We start from the raw sequence: 17,999 nt of genomic DNA on the forward strand, positions 1-17,999 counted from the left end.
AAATATAAGAATGAAAAAAGGGCGACAAGATAGAATCGCGGAGACGCTTACGTAAATTCCAAAGGTGAAGAAGCACTCCTTCACCTACAAAATACTTATTCACAGGTAATTCAGAAGAAAGATGAAGGAGTAGATAAAAAATGTTTCTTATATATAGAGAATGCTGCTTAAACAGAAAGAGAAAAAAGCAGTGTTTTAAGAGAAGGAAAGCGGTGCTTTAGGTAGGCTAAAGCAATGCTTTAGCTGCGGGAAATAGCTGTTTTTATTTGATTCTGCTTCTTCTATCCACGTCTCTCTAGTCTGGAAAATTCTAAAGATAAAACGATTAGATTTTCCAAAGGAATCTTTTTTAAGCCAGAAACCGATATGAGAAGTCATAGAATCAACTTTTGAATCATTTTCATATAGGATGCGTATATAAATACTATCTTTGCGAATATCAATCATAAATAAAAGAGTACCTCAAAAGGTAAAGAAAAGATATGAATTCCAACAAATTCTCCTATCAAGGACAAATCGAGACAATTCTTCATTATCTAAATTCCATGATACAAAAGAATTGGACAGGTAAAACTGCCGATGAGTTCAATCGTTTGATATCCATACCTGAATTAGCTAAAATGGCATGTATGTCTGTTCGTAATCTTCAGCTGATGTTTAAAGTTTACACTAGCGAAACATTACATCAATATATCATTCGTACACGCATGGAATATGCCCAGCAATTACTCAAAGATAATAAAAAAAGTATAGCTGAAATATATGAATATATTGGATTTGCTAACCAGTCAGCTTTAAATAATACACTTCAAAAAAAATACAATCTCACTCCTCGAGAACTACAAAAGAAATTATTGGAAACAAGTCATACTTATCCTTCATATATTTCTCCTTACCGCATAGTGGAATCAGAAACAATACCTGTCTTATTTTTATCTTATATTGGCAATTATGACACTTGTAGCACAGTTGCTTTTGAGACATACACTTGGGACTGCCTATATGAATATGCAAAAGAAAACTCTTTATTGCCAGATAAAGAAGATTATTGGGGGATAGCTTATGATGACACGGACATTACCTCATTAGAAAAATGCCGTTTTTACGCTTGTATAGCTATTCAAAAAGGAATAAGATCCAATCCCCCTCTTACTAGTCCAATAAAACACATGGATTTACCTCAAGGTACATACGCAGTTTATATCCATCAAGGAGATTATGCATTGTTAGATGCCTTTTATGAGACAATATTGAAACAATTACCGCAATTTTATAGCTTAGGAGAAACTCCAATCCTGGAACATTACTTGAACTCTCCCACCGACACAGATGTGAAAGAGCTTCTTACTGAAGTTTGGATTCCAATCGTTAAATAATTTTGTATAAGGGCGATATTTCACCCTTATACAAAATTAGTAGCTATCATGCCTGATATACACTTTCTATCAAAGACTTAGGACAATATCCGAGGATGTCAATAGAAATTTTCTCGGCTTCTTCTTTTGAGATGTTATCATTAACGATATAGTTCCTAAATACATTTTCCTTTTCTTTATATGCATAAGATGAAAGCAGCGGTCCTACCATCGTTCGTAATTGCAAGTTTTTAAAATCGTCACTTTGCTTGTCACTTAGACCAACACGTGTAGAATGCATGATGATTGATTTACTTTCTCCATCACGGCAATCTTTAACAGCTTCTTTTAAAACAGATTCTTTTTCCAAAGTATCATAATCTACATCCTTATCCTCAACAATAAATTTTAAAACATTATTCGGTCCAAATTTAATTGTGCCATCATCAAACTTAGCACTTCTTATTAAGATGCCATAATATGCATTAACGTCATCAGATAAACAAATATCAATACCTCCTCTTGTTCCACCTTTAAATTTTGAATTCTTTGTTATACCTGTACGATGAACATAAAATCTTCCATAATTATTTTTTTGCAGTTCATTTCCATGCACAAACTCATCATTAAATTTTGCATCTTTAAAATAAGCTTCTACTTCAATTGGGTAAATCCGTAGCCCATTATTTAGTTCAAACATATAGTTTGTGACTATTAGTTTATTAATTACTTGAAGCTGTTTCTCTATTTCCTTAAAATCAATACATTGCATTAAAACTGCAATTTCCTTTTTCAAAGTATCCATAATTATTATAGTATTAATATTTCTTTGGGTAAAGATAATCTTTCTAGTAAAGAGTTGTGCCGAATATATCAACTTTTTTACTTCTCACTTAGATGATATCAAATAGTCAACAACAGAGTCCCAATTCGGATACTGTTCCGAACCAAATAAGATTAATTCACCACTAAAATTTTCAGCACCATTTTTGAGACGATCATCTATCAAAAAGTCTCCGTTGTTCAAATTTTTATGATGACTAAGAATTAATCGTTTATAACCATCTGTACCTAACCATTTTCTCACCCATATTAGTTTATCTGACCAGGCAGAAGGATTATTCCAAGGTGCCGTGGAAAGAATATATACATCATAAAAACGCGCTAAATGATGGTAGGCATTAATTGCTCCTTCATACGGACTCATTCTTGCAAAAATATCAGGTACCTCATCATATCGTCCTTCATACTCTCTCTTTTCGTATTCACTCAACTTGTTAATACCTGATTGAAAGTCAACCAGAACATTATCCATATCAATATAAAGTATAGGTTTGGAAATCGGTAATGCTGATATCATATAATTTCTATAATTTACTCACAGTCCAAGACAAACAATTCAATGCACCTCCCCATTTCTTTACAATCGGAGCCATATTAATTGGGTAAATTCGCCCCTCATAGGAAGGATATAATTCTTTTATCTGTTCTAAAGCCTCTCCATCTGTAGGTAATCCAAGTCCGGGAACAATGATTATATCACGTGTCTGAAGCATATTTATGTATGCCCAACTATTCTCATAATACTTACTAAGTTTTAAATCCACAACTACAAAAACGTCATTCAATCTACATCTCATCTCCCGTTCTATCTTTTGAGGATATACTTTCAAGTTGACCAAAATCTTACCATCGCCAATATTGTGAACAATCCCATCTGTATGACCACAGATATCGTATCTATCCCATGGTAGAAATATAATATCTGCTCCATGAAAGTTTGCCTTTAATATTGCCAGTACTTCTCCCTGATCAATCTGCGAATTTTCTTGGAACACCTTTTCTGTCATGATAATAATTGGTTTCCGCTCTCTTATACATGATCCCATCCACTTAGAATTTCCCTCACACACAACAACATTCCCTCCATCAACTATAAGTGGCGATTGAATAATATCCATCTTGCTACTCATAGCTTTAAGTACGGGAACAATATTAGTTTTATACTGTGGTTTATCCGTCAAATAATCAGGTTCATAGCGGAACTGAATATAAGTATTAGCTCCCCACTGCATTGGCATATAATCTCGACACCAATAATCTTTAGTGTGCATCAAAGTCCCATGTGCTATATGATGGTGAGAAAGAATATTAGATAATTCTTCATAAACTTTAGGGTAGTGACGTACAAAAAGGTTCGAAAAATAAACGGTATCTTTATATTGCTCTGTTATCATACTTCAATTTTTATAATGCAAAGATAAGCGCATCATTGGAGAACATATTTACTCAAAAATGCAAAAACATTAATTGTAACACCAACAATAAAACAATTAATGCAAAATAAAAGATTGATTTACTGTACGATATGTATATAAACAATTATGACACCATACCATTGGTATGATGTCATAATCTCAATAGAATCATGTCAGGAGGCCAAAGTCATAATGACATGATGAAATAACACTAACCTAATTTATTTATCTTTTTTCCAAAGTTTGCTCATATCTTCCAGTGTCTTACCTTTCGTTTCAGGTACCCAACGCCAAACGAAGATGGCAGCAGCTACGCAGATAATGCCATATAAACTATATGCAAACATCGGGCTGAAGTCGTACAGTGCCGGGAAAGTAGAAGATACAATGTAATTGAATATCCATTGGAAAGCCACAGCGATTGCCACTGCTTTACCACGGATAGTGTTCGGGAAGATTTCCGAGATCAATACCCAGCAAATCGGTCCCCAGGACATCATAAAGAATGCAGCATACACAATCACTGAAAGTACCGGAAGGATACCCTTTATTGCCATGCTGTCACACATTGCTACTGCAAATGCACCAACAGCCATACCGATAGAACCGATTATCAATAACGGTTTACGTCCGAAGCGGTCTACAGTGAAGATAGCAACCAGTGTAAAGACAATGTTTACAACGCCCATAATAACCGTTTGCATCATACCACCTCCTTCTGCACCTGCATTTTCAAAAATACGAGGAGCATAATATAGTACGGCATTAATACCGATAGCTTGCTGGAATACAGAAAGCAAAATACCGATTACAATTACTGCCACTCCATAGGTAAAGATCTTCTCTGTCTTTTCATGAGCAGTAGCTTTAATATCATTAAGGATTTCCTGTGCTTTTATCTTACCATTGATCTTTTCCAGAATTGAGTAAGCCTTTTCATCCTGCTGTATCAATACAAGATAACGAGGAGTCTTCGGCACAAAGAACAATAACAGACCAAAGAAAGCGGCTGGGAAAGCTTCCGAACCGAACATGTAACGCCATCCTTCATAAACAGTCCACATATCAGATTCAGAACTAACAGACAGCACACCGGCTGCATCTTTCAAAATAACAGGATTCTGATGGTCGCCCATAATCAGGTAATTCACAAAGTACACTACCAACATACCGAAGATGATAGCAAACTGGTTACACGATACAAGCGTTCCACGAATATTGGAAGGGGCTATTTCAGCAATATACATCGGACAGACTGCAGAAGCCAGTCCTACTCCGATACCGCCCAAAACACGATACAGATTAAAAGCAATCAGCAAATCCATGTTCGGCTTTCCATATTCGAAGAATAAGAATTCCGGATAATAGGAACCTAATGCTGAAAGGAAGAAGAGTACGGCAGCAAGCCTTAAGGAATTACGACGTCCCAAACGGGAAGCAAATATACCGGAGATCGCACCACCCAGTACACAGCCAATTAATGCACTGGAAGAAGTGATTCCATGCATTACTTTATTGTATTGAAAATCAGAGGCCGAAAGGAAAAAAGCTTCCAAGCCTTTCTCTGCACCGGAGATAACGGCTGTATCGTATCCGAAAAGCAGTCCTCCCAAAATGGCGACAGAGGTGATCGAATATAGGTAGAGTTTACTACCCTCGTTCGTTGTATTAATCATGGTTATAAGTAGATAAAGTAGTGTTGTAGTAGTTGGAAATCTCACCACAGAGTGACACAGAGTTTCACAGAGAAATATAATATTGAATGAAAATGAACTCTGCGAGACCCTGTGCTACTCTGTGGTGAATTAATTATTAGCAATACATATTCAGAATTGCTTCATAAAGTTCTTGTTTACCGCTAGTTTGCTTCGGTTCACCGTTTGCTTTAGCATAAGCAACTACATCTTCCAAAGTCAACTTGCCATCTTCAAATTCTTTACCTTTACCACCATCGAATGAAGCGTAACGGTCAGACAACATTTTCTTATATGGAGATTCGTTCAACAGAGCAGCTGCGCTTTCCAATGCACGAGCCATAGCATCCATACCTGCGATGTGAGCAATGAAGATATCTTCCAGGTCGGTAGAGTTACGACGAGTTTTAGCGTCGAAGTTTGTTCCACCGTTACCCAAGCCACCATTACGGATAATTTGCATCATAGCTTGTGTCAGTTCGTAGTTGTCAATCGGGAACTGGTCTGTATCCCAACCATTCTGATAATCACCACGGTTAGCGTCGATAGAACCCAACATACCGTTATCTACTGCTACTGCCAATTCGTGTTCGAAAGTATGGCCAGCCAAAGTTGCGTGGTTTACTTCAATATTCACTTTAAAATCTTTATCCAAGCCATGAGCTTTCAGGAAGCCGATCACAGTTTCTGTATCTACATCATACTGGTGTTTAGTTGGTTCCATCGGTTTCGGTTCGATCAGGAAAGTTCCTTTGAAGCCACGAGCACGAGCATAATCACGAGCCATAGTCAGCATTTTTGCCAGGTGTTCTTTTTCACGTTTCTGATCTGTGTTCAGAAGAGACATATAGCCTTCACGGCCACCCCAGAATACATAGTTTTGACCACCCAGTTCGATAGTGGCATCGATTGCATTCTTGATTTGAACAGCAGCACGAGCTACTACGTCAAAATCAGGATTAGTAGCAGCACCGTTCATATAACGTGCATGACCAAATACGTTGGCAGTACCCCACAACAGTTTGATACCAGTTTCAGCTTGTTTCTGTTTTGCATAAGCTACGATTGCTTTCAGATTAGCTTCGTATTCTTCAATGCTTGCACCTTCAGAAACCAAGTCTACATCGTGGAAGCAGTAGTATTCGATACCCATTTTCTGCATGAATTCGAAACCTGCATCCATTTTATCTTTTGCTGCTTGTATAGCGTCAGCACTACTATTCCAAGGGAATTGTTTTGTTCCGCCACCGAATTGGTCACCGCCTTCAGCACACAAAGTATGCCACCATGCCATAGCAAATCTCAACCAATCTTTCATTTTCTTACCGTTGATTACCTTTTCAGCATCGTAGTAACGGAATGCCATCGGATTCTTACTATCTTTACCTTCGAACTTAATCTTTTCAATTCCCGGGAAAAATTCTTTTGTTGCCATAATTCTTTTATTTTAAATGGTTATTATTTAAATTGTTAATTATTTATCTGAAGAAAGAACCGGAGCCGGTATGTTACCGGTCATCGACTTTTCAAGGCGGTATTTCCATTTTGCGTACGCGTCAGCATATTCCTGACGTTTCGCCACATTAGGCTCGATCACATCCAGTTTGTCAAGCGTAGCAAATGCTTCATTGTTATCTTTGTAGATACCTGCACCAATACCTGCACCTTTCGCAGCTCCTACTGAACCGTCTGTGTCATAAAGCTCGATAGTGGCTCCTGTAACTCCCGCCAACGTATCGCGGAAGATAGAACTCAAGAACATATTAGCATGTCCGGCATGGATCATCTTCACGGGAATTCCCATCTGCTCCATGATATCAATGCCATATTTAAAAGAGAATACGATACCTTCTTGAGCGGCACGGATAATGTGGTGTTTGCCATGTGCATTGAAGTCCAATCCACGGATGCTGCAACCGATTTCTTTATTATTCAACATGCGCTCGGCACCGTTACCAAAGGGTAGAATACTGATTCCCGCACTACCGATAGGAGCTTTGGAAGCCAACACATTCATTTCATTATAAGATATTCCTTCGGGAGCAATGTTGCGTTTTACCCATGAATTAAGAATACCTGTTCCGTTGATGCAAAGCAATACTCCCAGACGTGTCTGGTCTATTGTATGATTGACATGGGCAAAGGTATTGACACGTGACTGCGGATCATAATTCACTTCACCGTTCACACCATAAACTACTCCTGATGTTCCCGCCGTAGAAGCAATCTCGCCCGGATTGAACACGTTCAGAGAGAGAGCATTGTTAGGCTGGTCACCTGCACGATAAGTAATAGGTGTTCCTTCTTTCAATCCAAGTTCTTTGGCAGTCATTGCACTGACGCGTCCTTGTTCTGCGAAAGTCGGTTTTATATCTGCGATCAAAGAATAGTCGAATCCGTAATAATCCATTAGGAAGTCAGCCACCCGGTTGTTCTTGAAATCCCAGAACATACCTTCCGAAAGTCCGGAAACAGTTGTGCAAATCTCTCCACTCAACTTCATGGCAATATAATCACCCGGCAGCATTATCTTGTAAATCTGCTCATAGATGGCAGGTTCGTTTTCTTTAATCCATGCCAACTTGGAAGCTGTAAAGTTTCCCGGCGAGTTCAACAAATGAGAAAGACATCTCTCCTCTCCGATTGTTTCAAATGCTTTCTGGCCGTATAGCACAGCACGGGAGTCACACCAGATAATAGCAGGACGCAATACACGCTGATTCTTATCGACGCATACCAATCCGTGCATCTGATAAGAGATACCGATGGCCTTTATTTCAGCAGCACTCACTCCGGATTCGGTCATAATAGCCTGTGTAGCCAACTTTAAGTTTTCCCACCAACTTTCCGGATCTTGTTCCGCCCATCCGGGATTCACTGCAATAATATTCGCTTCTGTTTTCGGAAAAAATGCCGATGATACACATTTGCCTGTTTCAGCATTTACCAAACTCGCTTTTACAGACGAGCTACCTATGTCATAACCTAATAGAAACATAATTTTATTTACGATTAAACGATTTACTATTTACGATTTAACGCTCAATGCCCGGCAATTAATACTATAACATTCAACGCCAAATACTTAATATCTAATACTTGATACTTAATACTTGAATAAAGTCTACCTTCTCACCTTATTATATATCTTCTTATCAAATTTATAATAGCGGGCAGCACGGTGAGCCACTCCTTGTTGTTTTTCTTCCAGAGGAACTACATATTCCATCATGGCTATTTTCTTATGGAAGTTGCGTACATCCACAGCTTTGTCGTATACTAATTCAAAAAGGGTTCTTAATTGTGCAGCTGTAAATTTGCGCGGAAGCAGTTCGAACAACATGGAAGGATTAAATTCTACGAACTGACGAATATAAGTCATTGCTTCCTTAATAATCAGATTATGGTCGAAAGCCAATGTTTTCACGTCTTTCAAAGCAATCCAGCAAGCCTGATGATCGTCCAGATTCTTATCCAGTGTGCGGTCAATCTTCACCATCGACAGATACGCAATAGTTACAATGCGTTCCACTCTTGACTGCATAGCTCTTTCCAGCCAACGTACATCTTTCGGATTACTTGTTCTGTTTTTAGAACCGAATGCTTTAAACTGCATCAGATTCACATTTTTAAGTCCTGTCAGTTCATACAAAACTCGTTGTGCTGCTTCATCCAGGTCTTCATCCATATATATAAGACTTCCGGGAAGTTTCATATCGTGATATACTTCTCCATTATCTTCACCTGCACGTTTTACAAGCAACACTTTCAGTTGTTCTCCGTCAAAACCAATCACTACACAGTCCACTGATATATGATTGTTTGCTAAAGGTGTATTTTTCTGTAAATTTTGCATATCCATTTCTTTAAGACGGTGCAAATATAGAGGCTAAAACTCATCAAAACAAAAATAAGAACTATGCTATAAAACATTGTTTTTCATATGAATACATATCATACATTCTACAATATGAATAGTTAGTGTTATCTTACGAATTACAATATGTATTTTAGTATTTCCGCGAGTGAGTAATTGTATAAAGTACAAAAACTAGATGGATGCTTTATTATCAGTACTTTTCATATCATTTCCAGCAGATAGCGGTAAAGGTACTTATTGTATTTTAAACGATATGCCATTTTGTACCTTATCGTTTTTTATTCTATCTTTGTCGGGTAAATATTAAAAGAACTAAAATGGAACGTCATCCAGTCATTTTATCCATTGCCGGCTCCGATTGTTCGGGAGGCGCAGGTATTCAAGCAGACATAAAAACAATCTCCGCTTTAGGTGGCTATGCGGCATCGGCTATTACTGCCATCACCATACAAAACACACTGGGAGTACGTGCCGTACAATCTATCGCCCCTGACATTGTTCGTGGACAAATAGAAGCAGTGATGGACGACCTGCAACCGGTTGCCATCAAAATAGGAATGGTAAATGATATTCAGATTGTTCGTGTGATTTCCGACTGTTTACAAAAATATTCACCTGCATACGTCGTCTACGATCCGGTAATGGTGTCTACCAGCGGAAAGAAACTCATGACAGATGAAGCTATAGAAGAAATAAAAAAAGAACTTTTGCCGCTTGTGACATTAATCACCCCCAACATCGACGAAGCGAAGGTGCTTACAGGTAAAAGTATTCACAACATTCAAGACATGCAGGCAGCCGCCAAAATGCTGACGGACGATTATCACACTAGCATCTTGTTAAAAGGCGGACATCTGGAGGGAGACAATATGTGCGACCTTTTGCACACGTCCGAATCTATCTATCATATATATGAGGAGAAAAAGATAGAAAGCCATAACCTGCATGGAACCGGGTGTACCCTCTCCTCTGCCATTGCTACTTATCTGGCCAAAGGATACCCCATGCGAGAATCCATCCAGCACGCTAAAACGTATATCACTCAAGCTATTATCGCAGGAAAAGAATTGAATGTCGGACACGGCAACGGCCCTTTATGGCATTTTCCGGACTTCGTTGCACAAATGTGTACATTTTGTGCGGTTGTATCATAAAAATACGTAACTTTGCACCCGCAATTAAAAATCAATTAAATAATAAAAATATGAAAGCATTTGTATTTCCCGGTCAAGGCGCTCAATTTGTAGGAATGGGTAAAGACCTGTATGAAAACTCAGCTTTAGCAAAAGAATTGTTTGAAAAAGCAAATGATATCCTCGGATATCGCATTACAGATATCATGTTCGATGGTACAGACGAAGATCTCCGTCAGACAAAGGTTACTCAGCCTGCCGTATTCCTTCACTCTGTTATCTCTGCTCTTTGCATGGGTGATGACTTCAAACCGGAAATGACTGCCGGCCACTCACTCGGCGAATTCTCTGCATTGGTAGCTGCCGGTGCATTGAGTTTTGAAGATGGTTTGAAACTTGTTTATGCACGTGCAATGGCTATGCAGAAAGCTTGTGAAGCTACTCCTTCTACTATGGCTGCCATTATAGCATTGCCTGATGAGAAAGTAGAAGAAATCTGCGCAGCAGTAAATGCAGAAGGTGAAGTTTGCGTACCGGCTAACTACAACTGCCCGGGACAAATCGTTATCTCCGGTTCTGTACCAGGTATCGAAAAAGCTTGCGAACTGATGAAAGCTGCCGGAGCCAAACGTGCTCTTCCGCTGAAAGTGGGTGGTGCTTTCCATTCTCCATTGATGGATCCTGCTAAAATAGAACTGGAAGCTGCTATCAAAGCTACAGAAATACATACTCCTAAATGTCCGGTATATCAGAATGTGGATGCACTTCCTCACACTGACCCTGCAGAAATCAAAAAGAACCTGGTTGCCCAGCTGACTGCTTCCGTACGCTGGACACAGTCTGTTAAGAATATGGTTGCCGACGGTGCTACTGATTTTACAGAATGTGGCCCGGGTGCAGTACTTCAAGGACTGATTAAGAAAATTGACGGTACTGTCAACGCTCACGGTATTGCATAAGCATCCGTAAGAAAGACTTTATCTTTAAATATATGAAGCGTGTTGGTAACTATTGCCAACACGCTTTTTTATATTAAGCCTATTCATAGCATACGGATTAACATGTTGTATAACACCCCATTACTTTTCTTTTCCGGCAAACTTTCCGTATCTTGCTATTGTTTTTATTACAGGAATCATTTACTCAAATTTATGAGCCATGAAAATACATGAATATCAAGCGAAAGAGATTTTCTCCAAGTACGGAATACCTGTCGAGAGGCACACTTTATGCCGTACAGCCGCAGGTGTCATAGCCGCTTACCGGAGGATGGGAACAGACAGGGTGGTTATAAAAGCACAGGTATTAACCGGAGGCCGGGGAAAAGCCGGAGGAGTGAAACTGGTAAACAATACGGAAGATGCTTATCAGGAAGCTAAAAATATTCTCGGAATGAGTATTAAAGGACTTCCGGTCAATCAAGTACTGGTTAGTGAGGCGGTAGATATTGCTGCCGAATATTATGTCAGTTACACCATCGACCGGAATACACGTTCTGTCGTTCTGATGATGAGTGCATCCGGCGGTATGGATATCGAAGAGGTAGCCCGTCAAACACCGGAGAAAATCATCCGATATTCAATCAATCCATTTATTGGTCTTCCCGACTATCTGGCAAGGCGTTTTGCTTTCTCTCTTTTTCCCCAAATGGAGCAGGCGGGTAAAATGGCGGCCATCCTTCAGGAACTTTATAAGATCTTCATGGAAAATGATGCGTCATTAGTGGAAGTAAATCCGCTGGCACTTACCAAGAAAGGTACGTTGATGGCTATTGATGCAAAGATCGTTTTTGATGACAATGCGCTCTATCGCCATCCGGAGGTACATGCTTTATTTGATCCGACGGAAGAAGAAAAAGTGGAAGCAGATGCCAAAGATAAAGGATTCAGTTATGTCCACATGGACGGCAATATCGGTTGTATGGTAAATGGCGCCGGACTTGCCATGGCTACTATGGACATGATTAAACTTTATGGAGGTCAGCCAGCTAATTTTCTCGACATCGGTGGCAGCTCCAATCCTGTCAAGGTTATTGAAGCTATGAAACTCTTATTGCAGGATGAGAAAGTAAAAGTGGTCCTGATTAATATTTTCGGTGGGATCACTCGTTGCGATGATGTGGCAATGGGGCTCCTTCAGGCATTCGAGCAGATAAACAGCAATGTCCCCGTCATCGTCCGGCTTACAGGCACCAATGAACATATCGGACGGGAACTGTTACGGAATTACAGCCGTTTCCAAATAGCCACAACGATGAAAGAGGCTGCTCTTATGGCTCTGAAAGCATAATACGTACCAAATCACTAAAAAATAAAGCAATTATGAGCATACTAATAGATAAATCCACCCGTTTAATTGTGCAAGGAATCACTGGCAGAGACGGGCTTTTCCATGCCAAGAAGATGAAAGAATATGGAACCAATGTGGTCGGAGGTACTTCTCCGGGCAAAGGAGGAACAGATGTGGACGGAATCCCCGTATTCAACACCATGTATGATGCTGTCGAGCAGACAAAGGCTAATACCTCCATCATTTTCGTTCCGGCACGTTTTGCGGCAGATGCTATTATGGAGGCAGCGGACGCAGGCATCCGTATCATAGTCTGCATTGCAGAAGGAATCCCCACACTGGACGTGATTAAGGCACATCAGTTTGCCGAACAAAAAGGCGCCATGTTGATCGGGCCTAACTGTCCGGGACTGATCTCTCCGGGAAAAAGTATGGTTGGTATTTTACCGGGACAGGTCTTTTTAGAAGGGAATGTCGGAGTTATCAGTCGTAGCGGAACACTTACTTACGAGATTGTGTATCACTTAACGGCGAATGGCATGGGACAATCCACTGCTATCGGCATCGGGGGTGACCCTGTTGTAGGTCTTCATTTCCGTCAACTGCTGGAGATGTTTCAAAATGATCCGGAAACAGAAGCAATCGTTCTGATTGGAGAGATTGGAGGAAATGCGGAAGAGCAAGCGGCCGAATATATCCGCAATAATGTAACCAAACCTGTGGTAGCATTTATTGCCGGGCAATCAGCTCCTCCGGGAAAGCAGATGGGACATGCAGGAGCTATCATTTCGGGAAGTTCCGGTTCGGCAAAAGAGAAGATTAAATCTTTAGAAGCTGCCGGTATCCGGGTAGCACAAGAACCTTCGGATATACCGAAATTATTGAAAAGATAAACTCCCAAAGAGAAAGAAAAGACAAAAGTAGTCATATCATAACAGATGCAGATTCACTCCCTCAAATAAGTAATTACATACTTATCGTTTAGAGTAAATCTGCATTTATTTTACATACCTTTCTTTATACCTAATTTTATAAGAAGAGCATTCATAGGATATGCACAGAAGAAGCCGAAAAGCATAGCCAACTGCATCATAAACCAGAATATCCATGTGTCTTTGGGTAACGGTTCATTGATGAACAATACAAAATAGACAATCGCCATCCAGCCATACATTCCTACCTGCCAGGACAAAAGAGAAAAGAAATCCGCTTTGAAAGCACGAGCCAAGGCATTACCTACCGATATTTTTTCCATCTCCCGAATAGCATAGAATTGGAAATAAACACCAATCATCAAAGCCAGAATAAAGTCAAGTACCCAATTACCAAAGAGCTGACTTCCTGCCACAGTTACAGGAACATAGTTTGTAAACCACTCTCCTATGATATCTGCCAATGTACATCCTGCACCACAATGAAGCGCCGACAAAGCTACCGATTGCCAATAAGGACGTTGCATTCCTTGCATCGACATTTCTCCCTGCATGGCCATATCCATCTCCATATTATCTTTCATACCGGACATATCCATTCCCTTCATATCAGACATATCTTTCATGCCAGACATATCCATTTTCATCCCATCATCCTCAGCTTTCATCGGACTACTCCGTCCAAACTTATTATACGCCCATAAAGCTAAATAACTTCCCCATAATGCAGATAATATCCAGACTGCATTCATTATCTTCATTGATTGCGGACGATGTGTCAGGTCTATGGCAATATGTACTGCAATTCCGATACCTGAACATACTAAGAAAACGGCTATTAAATTGAGCATGGCTGTATGTTTTTTAAAGATTCAGATTACAAAACATCCTTTATTTGTGAATAGTTCACCCCATTACTTTTAATTTTATCCCGTCGAACTATTCCCCACACGAGTTGTTATCATTTTATAATCAAAACAATAGAATTATGAGCAGACGTAGACAATTAGAGCATGAAGTATCTGTTGCTCAAGAAAGAATAAAGAAAGCTGCAAAAGATACACCGAAGGATATCCTGAAATTATGGGAACAAGAGCTGGTAGACCTGGAATTGGAACTCAATAATATGGTGGATGATGAAGAAGATAACAATGAGGATTAACAGAAGAAAGGCGCGCTAGTTACCTAGTGCGCCTTTCTCTATTACTGTATATGTATTCAGTATTAATTCTTTGGCAATGCTTCTTTTACTACCATTGAACGACCTACATATTCTGCACCGTTCAATTGTTCGATAGCTTTAGCAGCTTCTGCATCATCCGGCATTTCGATAAACGCAAAACCTTTTGATCTTCTAGTTTCACGATCTGTGATTAACTTTACTGAAGCAACTGTTCCATACTCTTCCATTACATGTCTCAAATCTGATTCCTTAACATTATAGCTAAGATTTCCAATGTACAAATTCATAAAATACAAATATAAAAAATTAATAATTCAATAAGAAAGTTTTAGGAAGATCTTAATTAGAGATGGATATGCTCAAATAAATGAGAAGATTCATGTAAAAAAATCAAATCGTAATAAACCTCTTTATTGTTGTTGGTACAAAGGAAAGCATTATTTGGGGATATTGCACTATATTCTCTCCTTTTTCTTTCTGCAAAACATCTTTTTTATGAAAATAGGCCAATACTTAACGTTCTTATTCTTTTTATACCAAGCCATTCCATGTAAACTACCGGATTAGTCTTTCTGCAAATTCTTCGCTACAAATTCCTCAAAAAACGTTTTCTTATAGTTTCCACCTCCTATTCCTATCTCATAAGACTTAATAAAAATATCATTGGTATCAAAAGAGTCAATCCGTGAAGTATTGACAATATAGGACTTGTTTATCCGGAGAAACTGTTTAGCGGGCAGTTGCTCATGAATATTTTTCAGATTCATCTTAGTAATCACCCGCTGACCTTCCAATTGGAGAATGGAATAATCCTTTAGTCCTTCAATAAAAAGAATATCACTGAAGTTTATCTTGATATAGCGTCGTTCCGATTTGATGAAGATATATTCTTCCTGTATCTCCTCCACTCTTTCGGCTGTTTCCGACAATAACAGTTTATGATATACTATTGCCTTATTGACTGCTTTCAGAAAACGGTTCATTTCAATGGGCTTCACCAGATAATCAATGGCACTTACTTCATAACTATCGAGTGCATATTCCGCATACGCCGTTGTAAAGACAATCAACGTATTCACGGGAATGCTTTGCGCAAATTCTATTCCGGTAATTCCCGGCATCTGAATATCAAGGAAAATCAGATCAACCGTATATTCATTTATATAAGCAGACGCTGCGATAGCATTATTAAAGCTACCCACCAATGTCAGTTGTGGAATCTGCTCCACCAATGACTTCATACCTTTGCGAGCTACCGGCTCGTCATCAACAATAATACAATTCATAAGTTTAGATGTAAGTTGACATTATAAGTTGTTTCTTTATCTTCTATCTGTAGCGTATACCGTGATTCATAAAGTAAATCCAGTCTGCGTTTCACATTGGCCAACCCTATTCCCCCTTCCCGCTTAACAGGAACACGGGGCTTAGAATTTTCGCAACGAAACGTCAACTGTTTATTATGCACAGAAAAATACAAGTGAACATAAGATAAATTGTCGCTATCCAAATTATGTTTCACCGCATTCTCTACAAAAGGGATAAACAATAACGGAGGAATACAGATATTCTCCATATTTCCCTCTTGAAAGATTGTATATTCAAAATGATCCCTTCTCACCTTCTCCAATTCAAGAAAGCTGGTGAGAAACTGTATATCTGCAGTAAGAAATACTTCTCTTCTTGTACTGTCATTCAACTGGTAGCGAAGTAGATTGTCCAGTTTCTCCAATATCTGTGAAGCCTCATCCGGAGCATCCTTTACCAAAATATTGGCATTATTCAGCATATTAAAAAGAAAATGCGGATTGATCTGTTTCTTTAATTGTTGCAATTCTGTCTGTTTAGTCGCCTTCTCCAATTCAAGAATCTTTTTATCGGAGACAACCCAACGGCGGAATAGTTCAAAGCTCGTACAGCCACCTGCACTTAATAGCAGTACTAATACTCCATAAGCAATACTATCAAAAGAAACAGCGTGGTTATCCTGTATACAAAACCCACGAATACCGTATCGTTGATATAATGGAGACAGAAATATAAATCCTAATAATACACTCACTAAATTGACTCCGAGAAACGAAATCCAATAACACCATAACTTGCGCTTGGCCTTATACAGGAAACGGGGCACTAACCAATATATATTCAGATAGATAGGAAATGCAAAAACCAATATACTAACTGGATATGCATATAGGAAACCTTCTCTAGTAAAATCTCCATATACATTCTGAAAGCCCAAAAAGAGTATAATAAATAGCAATAGTAAATTACTGATAAGCCTGAAACGGTCATTTACCAGATTCTTCCCCCAATCGTATACATTCCAGGTATCTTTCATAATTCCAACATTAAACCAATGGTACACAGTGCCTCATCATTATAGCCACTTTTTAATTGATAACCTCCCGGATATAACAAGTCCAATCGTTGCCGTAACTTGTCAAAAGCAGGTGCTACTTGCAGACTTTCCTTTTTTCGCAGACAGTATGTACAAATAAATCGAAGCTGATTCTCTTCCATTTGAAAATCGATCCTTATATTTTCTCCCTTTCCATTCTCTCCACATACAGTTGTCTGAATCACATATTCTATCACAGGCATAAACAATAAAGGAGGAACTTGTATATAACGCACTTCATTCAGGATGTTGACTTCAAAATTAAACTCCGGATTACATAGTTTCTCCAACTTCATATAATCAGTCATAAAATCGATATCATCTCCCAACAATACCTGTTGCCGTTCACTTTCATAAAGTTGGTATCTAAGCAACCGACTTAATTTAAAGATAAGCAATGACGCCTTTTCTCCATCTTCTCCCAGCAAGGTTCGTACCTTATTCAATATTCTCGAAAGAAACTCCGGTTGGAGTTGATCTTTCAAATGATTTAGATCAGTCTGTATGCTAATATTCTCCAATTCATTTAATCGTTGTTGATAGGCCACCCAACGATGCAGAAAAATAGTAAAAGAAAAAGCCAGGAAATAGAGTATCAGTGCCAATGCATTTATCAACAGAAAGAAAGGGAGATCACTGTTTAGTCTTTGCATCTGTTCGGGTATAACATAATATTGCCCTAGAAAACAAATAGCACCAACCATGGCGGTCAGCATAAATCCAACAAGGCAACTCAAATATATGATATACTTTTTATATCTACGCTGAAACAGATAACCGGGAATTAACCAGTAAGTATGCAGATTTATGATTCCCCATAGAATGACAGAAAGTAAAAGACTAACTCCCGTAGAAAGATTTAGCCCTAAAC

19 protein-coding genes are annotated in these 17,999 nt (G+C 38.9%); 6 read left to right on the top strand and 13 right to left on the bottom strand.

Annotation, left to right across the window (positions count from 1 at the left end; translation table 11 throughout):
* Window positions 1–195 precede the first annotated feature (195 nt).
* Window positions 196–447 (bottom strand): hypothetical protein, encoded by a 252-nt coding sequence (locus DWZ47_RS09365; protein ID WP_233525028.1) that lies wholly within the window; start codon window positions 445–447, stop codon window positions 196–198.
* Between the two features lie 98 nt (window positions 448–545).
* Here DWZ47_RS09365 and DWZ47_RS09370 point away from each other — a divergent pair, with 98 nt between their 5' ends.
* Entirely contained in the window at window positions 546–1,376 is an 831-nt protein-coding gene (locus DWZ47_RS09370) for a GyrI-like domain-containing protein (protein WP_233525029.1), read from the top strand.
* A gap of 46 nt (window positions 1,377–1,422) precedes the next feature.
* Here the strand turns inward: DWZ47_RS09370 and DWZ47_RS09375 are convergent, their stop codons facing one another.
* The 7 genes from DWZ47_RS09375 to DWZ47_RS09405 form a co-directional block, all read right to left on the bottom strand.
* Window positions 1,423–2,160, bottom strand: a complete 738-nt coding sequence (locus DWZ47_RS09375) for a hypothetical protein (protein WP_117513000.1) — start codon at window positions 2,158–2,160, stop codon at window positions 1,423–1,425.
* A gap of 84 nt (window positions 2,161–2,244) precedes the next feature.
* Entirely contained in the window at window positions 2,245–2,715 is a 471-nt protein-coding gene (locus tag DWZ47_RS09380; RefSeq protein ID WP_117512934.1) for a 5' nucleotidase, NT5C type, read from the bottom strand.
* Window positions 2,716–2,722: 7 nt separating this feature from the next.
* Complete coding sequence (locus DWZ47_RS09385; protein WP_117512936.1) at window positions 2,723–3,592, bottom strand: agmatine deiminase family protein; 870 nt, start codon at window positions 3,590–3,592, stop codon at window positions 2,723–2,725.
* 242 nt (window positions 3,593–3,834) lie between these two features.
* On the bottom strand, window positions 3,835–5,289 hold the full coding sequence (xylE, locus tag DWZ47_RS09390; protein WP_074638304.1) for a D-xylose transporter XylE: 1,455 nt from the start codon (window positions 5,287–5,289) through the stop codon (window positions 3,835–3,837).
* A 136-nt stretch (window positions 5,290–5,425) separates the two neighbouring features.
* Window positions 5,426–6,742, bottom strand: a complete 1,317-nt coding sequence (gene xylA / locus DWZ47_RS09395; RefSeq protein ID WP_117512938.1) for a xylose isomerase — start codon at window positions 6,740–6,742, stop codon at window positions 5,426–5,428.
* Window positions 6,743–6,781: 39 nt separating this feature from the next.
* The gene (locus DWZ47_RS09400; RefSeq protein ID WP_117512940.1) at window positions 6,782–8,305 is read right to left on the bottom strand and encodes a xylulokinase; all 1,524 of its coding nucleotides are present in this window, start codon (window positions 8,303–8,305) and stop codon (window positions 6,782–6,784) included.
* A 126-nt stretch (window positions 8,306–8,431) separates the two neighbouring features.
* Complete coding sequence (locus tag DWZ47_RS09405; RefSeq protein ID WP_117513002.1) at window positions 8,432–9,163, bottom strand: NUDIX hydrolase; 732 nt, start codon at window positions 9,161–9,163, stop codon at window positions 8,432–8,434.
* A 341-nt stretch (window positions 9,164–9,504) separates the two neighbouring features.
* On the opposite strand from DWZ47_RS09405, the gene thiD reads away from it, so the two are divergent.
* From thiD to sucD, 4 genes are all read left to right on the top strand, one after another.
* Complete coding sequence (gene thiD, locus DWZ47_RS09410; protein ID WP_117512942.1) at window positions 9,505–10,341, top strand: bifunctional hydroxymethylpyrimidine kinase/phosphomethylpyrimidine kinase; 837 nt, start codon at window positions 9,505–9,507, stop codon at window positions 10,339–10,341.
* A 50-nt stretch (window positions 10,342–10,391) separates the two neighbouring features.
* Complete coding sequence (gene fabD, locus DWZ47_RS09415; protein ID WP_004316407.1) at window positions 10,392–11,279, top strand: ACP S-malonyltransferase; 888 nt, start codon at window positions 10,392–10,394, stop codon at window positions 11,277–11,279.
* 199 nt (window positions 11,280–11,478) lie between these two features.
* Window positions 11,479–12,609 (top strand): ADP-forming succinate--CoA ligase subunit beta, encoded by a 1,131-nt coding sequence (gene sucC / locus DWZ47_RS09425; RefSeq protein WP_117512944.1) that lies wholly within the window; start codon window positions 11,479–11,481, stop codon window positions 12,607–12,609.
* A gap of 32 nt (window positions 12,610–12,641) precedes the next feature.
* Entirely contained in the window at window positions 12,642–13,502 is an 861-nt protein-coding gene (sucD, locus tag DWZ47_RS09430) for a succinate--CoA ligase subunit alpha (RefSeq protein WP_004309340.1), read from the top strand.
* A gap of 110 nt (window positions 13,503–13,612) precedes the next feature.
* Here sucD and DWZ47_RS09435 read toward each other — a convergent pair whose 3' ends face one another.
* Window positions 13,613–14,392 (bottom strand): DUF4396 domain-containing protein, encoded by a 780-nt coding sequence (locus tag DWZ47_RS09435; RefSeq protein WP_004303313.1) that lies wholly within the window; start codon window positions 14,390–14,392, stop codon window positions 13,613–13,615.
* Window positions 14,393–14,529: 137 nt separating this feature from the next.
* Between DWZ47_RS09435 and DWZ47_RS30610 the strand changes: the two genes are divergently transcribed.
* Window positions 14,530–14,703, top strand: coding sequence for a hypothetical protein (locus DWZ47_RS30610; RefSeq protein WP_004303314.1), 174 nt, complete (start codon window positions 14,530–14,532; stop codon window positions 14,701–14,703).
* Between the two features lie 62 nt (window positions 14,704–14,765).
* On the opposite strand, the gene DWZ47_RS09440 is transcribed toward DWZ47_RS30610, so the two are convergent.
* The 4 genes from DWZ47_RS09440 to DWZ47_RS09455 form a co-directional block, all read right to left on the bottom strand.
* Window positions 14,766–15,011 carry an RNA recognition motif domain-containing protein gene (locus tag DWZ47_RS09440; RefSeq protein WP_004295865.1) on the bottom strand — a complete coding sequence of 82 codons (246 nt, stop codon included), beginning with the start codon at window positions 15,009–15,011 and terminating at the stop codon, window positions 14,766–14,768.
* A 276-nt stretch (window positions 15,012–15,287) separates the two neighbouring features.
* Window positions 15,288–16,010, bottom strand: coding sequence for a LytR/AlgR family response regulator transcription factor (locus DWZ47_RS09445; protein ID WP_004309337.1), 723 nt, complete (start codon window positions 16,008–16,010; stop codon window positions 15,288–15,290).
* Window positions 16,007–17,068, bottom strand: coding sequence for a sensor histidine kinase (locus tag DWZ47_RS09450; RefSeq protein WP_008647965.1), 1,062 nt, complete (start codon window positions 17,066–17,068; stop codon window positions 16,007–16,009). The genes DWZ47_RS09445 and DWZ47_RS09450 overlap by 4 nt, the downstream gene beginning before the upstream one ends.
* The gene (locus DWZ47_RS09455; RefSeq protein ID WP_233525030.1) at window positions 17,065–17,781 is read right to left on the bottom strand and encodes a histidine kinase; all 717 of its coding nucleotides are present in this window, start codon (window positions 17,779–17,781) and stop codon (window positions 17,065–17,067) included. Before DWZ47_RS09455 ends, DWZ47_RS09450 begins: the two co-directional genes overlap by 4 nt.
* Window positions 17,782–17,999: the final 218 nt, after the last annotated feature.

It is taken from the genome of Bacteroides sp. AF32-8BH, from assembly GCF_003435205.1.
Taxonomy (GTDB): Bacteria; Bacteroidota; Bacteroidia; order Bacteroidales; family Bacteroidaceae; genus Bacteroides; species Bacteroides ovatus.

Excerpts from the sequence above, each read along its gene's own strand:
- DWZ47_RS09440 (WP_004295865.1), bottom strand. The coding sequence starts at position 15,011 with ATGAATTTGTACATTGGAAATCTTAGCTATAATGTTAAGGAATCAGAT.
- DWZ47_RS30610 (WP_004303314.1), top strand. The coding sequence starts at position 14,530 with ATGAGCAGACGTAGACAATTAGAGCATGAAGTATCTGTTGCTCAAGAA.
- xylE (WP_074638304.1), bottom strand. The coding sequence starts at position 5,289 with ATGATTAATACAACGAACGAGGGTAGTAAACTCTACCTATATTCGATC.
- thiD (WP_117512942.1), top strand. The coding sequence starts at position 9,505 with ATGGAACGTCATCCAGTCATTTTATCCATTGCCGGCTCCGATTGTTCG.
- DWZ47_RS09435 (WP_004303313.1), bottom strand. The coding sequence starts at position 14,392 with ATGCTCAATTTAATAGCCGTTTTCTTAGTATGTTCAGGTATCGGAATT.
- DWZ47_RS09405 (WP_117513002.1), bottom strand. The coding sequence starts at position 9,163 with ATGCAAAATTTACAGAAAAATACACCTTTAGCAAACAATCATATATCA.
- DWZ47_RS09380 (WP_117512934.1), bottom strand. The coding sequence starts at position 2,715 with ATGATATCAGCATTACCGATTTCCAAACCTATACTTTATATTGATATG.
- DWZ47_RS09400 (WP_117512940.1), bottom strand. The coding sequence starts at position 8,305 with ATGTTTCTATTAGGTTATGACATAGGTAGCTCGTCTGTAAAAGCGAGT.
- DWZ47_RS09455 (WP_233525030.1), bottom strand. The coding sequence starts at position 17,781 with ATGCAAAGACTAAACAGTGATCTCCCTTTCTTTCTGTTGATAAATGCA.
- DWZ47_RS09445 (WP_004309337.1), bottom strand. The coding sequence starts at position 16,010 with ATGAATTGTATTATTGTTGATGACGAGCCGGTAGCTCGCAAAGGTATG.
- DWZ47_RS09365 (WP_233525028.1), bottom strand. The coding sequence starts at position 447 with ATGATTGATATTCGCAAAGATAGTATTTATATACGCATCCTATATGAA.
- DWZ47_RS09450 (WP_008647965.1), bottom strand. The coding sequence starts at position 17,068 with ATGAAAGATACCTGGAATGTATACGATTGGGGGAAGAATCTGGTAAAT.
- DWZ47_RS09385 (WP_117512936.1), bottom strand. The coding sequence starts at position 3,592 with ATGATAACAGAGCAATATAAAGATACCGTTTATTTTTCGAACCTTTTT.
- sucC (WP_117512944.1), top strand. The coding sequence starts at position 11,479 with ATGAAAATACATGAATATCAAGCGAAAGAGATTTTCTCCAAGTACGGA.
- sucD (WP_004309340.1), top strand. The coding sequence starts at position 12,642 with ATGAGCATACTAATAGATAAATCCACCCGTTTAATTGTGCAAGGAATC.
- DWZ47_RS09370 (WP_233525029.1), top strand. The coding sequence starts at position 546 with ATGATACAAAAGAATTGGACAGGTAAAACTGCCGATGAGTTCAATCGT.
- xylA (WP_117512938.1), bottom strand. The coding sequence starts at position 6,742 with ATGGCAACAAAAGAATTTTTCCCGGGAATTGAAAAGATTAAGTTCGAA.
- fabD (WP_004316407.1), top strand. The coding sequence starts at position 10,392 with ATGAAAGCATTTGTATTTCCCGGTCAAGGCGCTCAATTTGTAGGAATG.
- DWZ47_RS09375 (WP_117513000.1), bottom strand. The coding sequence starts at position 2,160 with ATGGATACTTTGAAAAAGGAAATTGCAGTTTTAATGCAATGTATTGAT.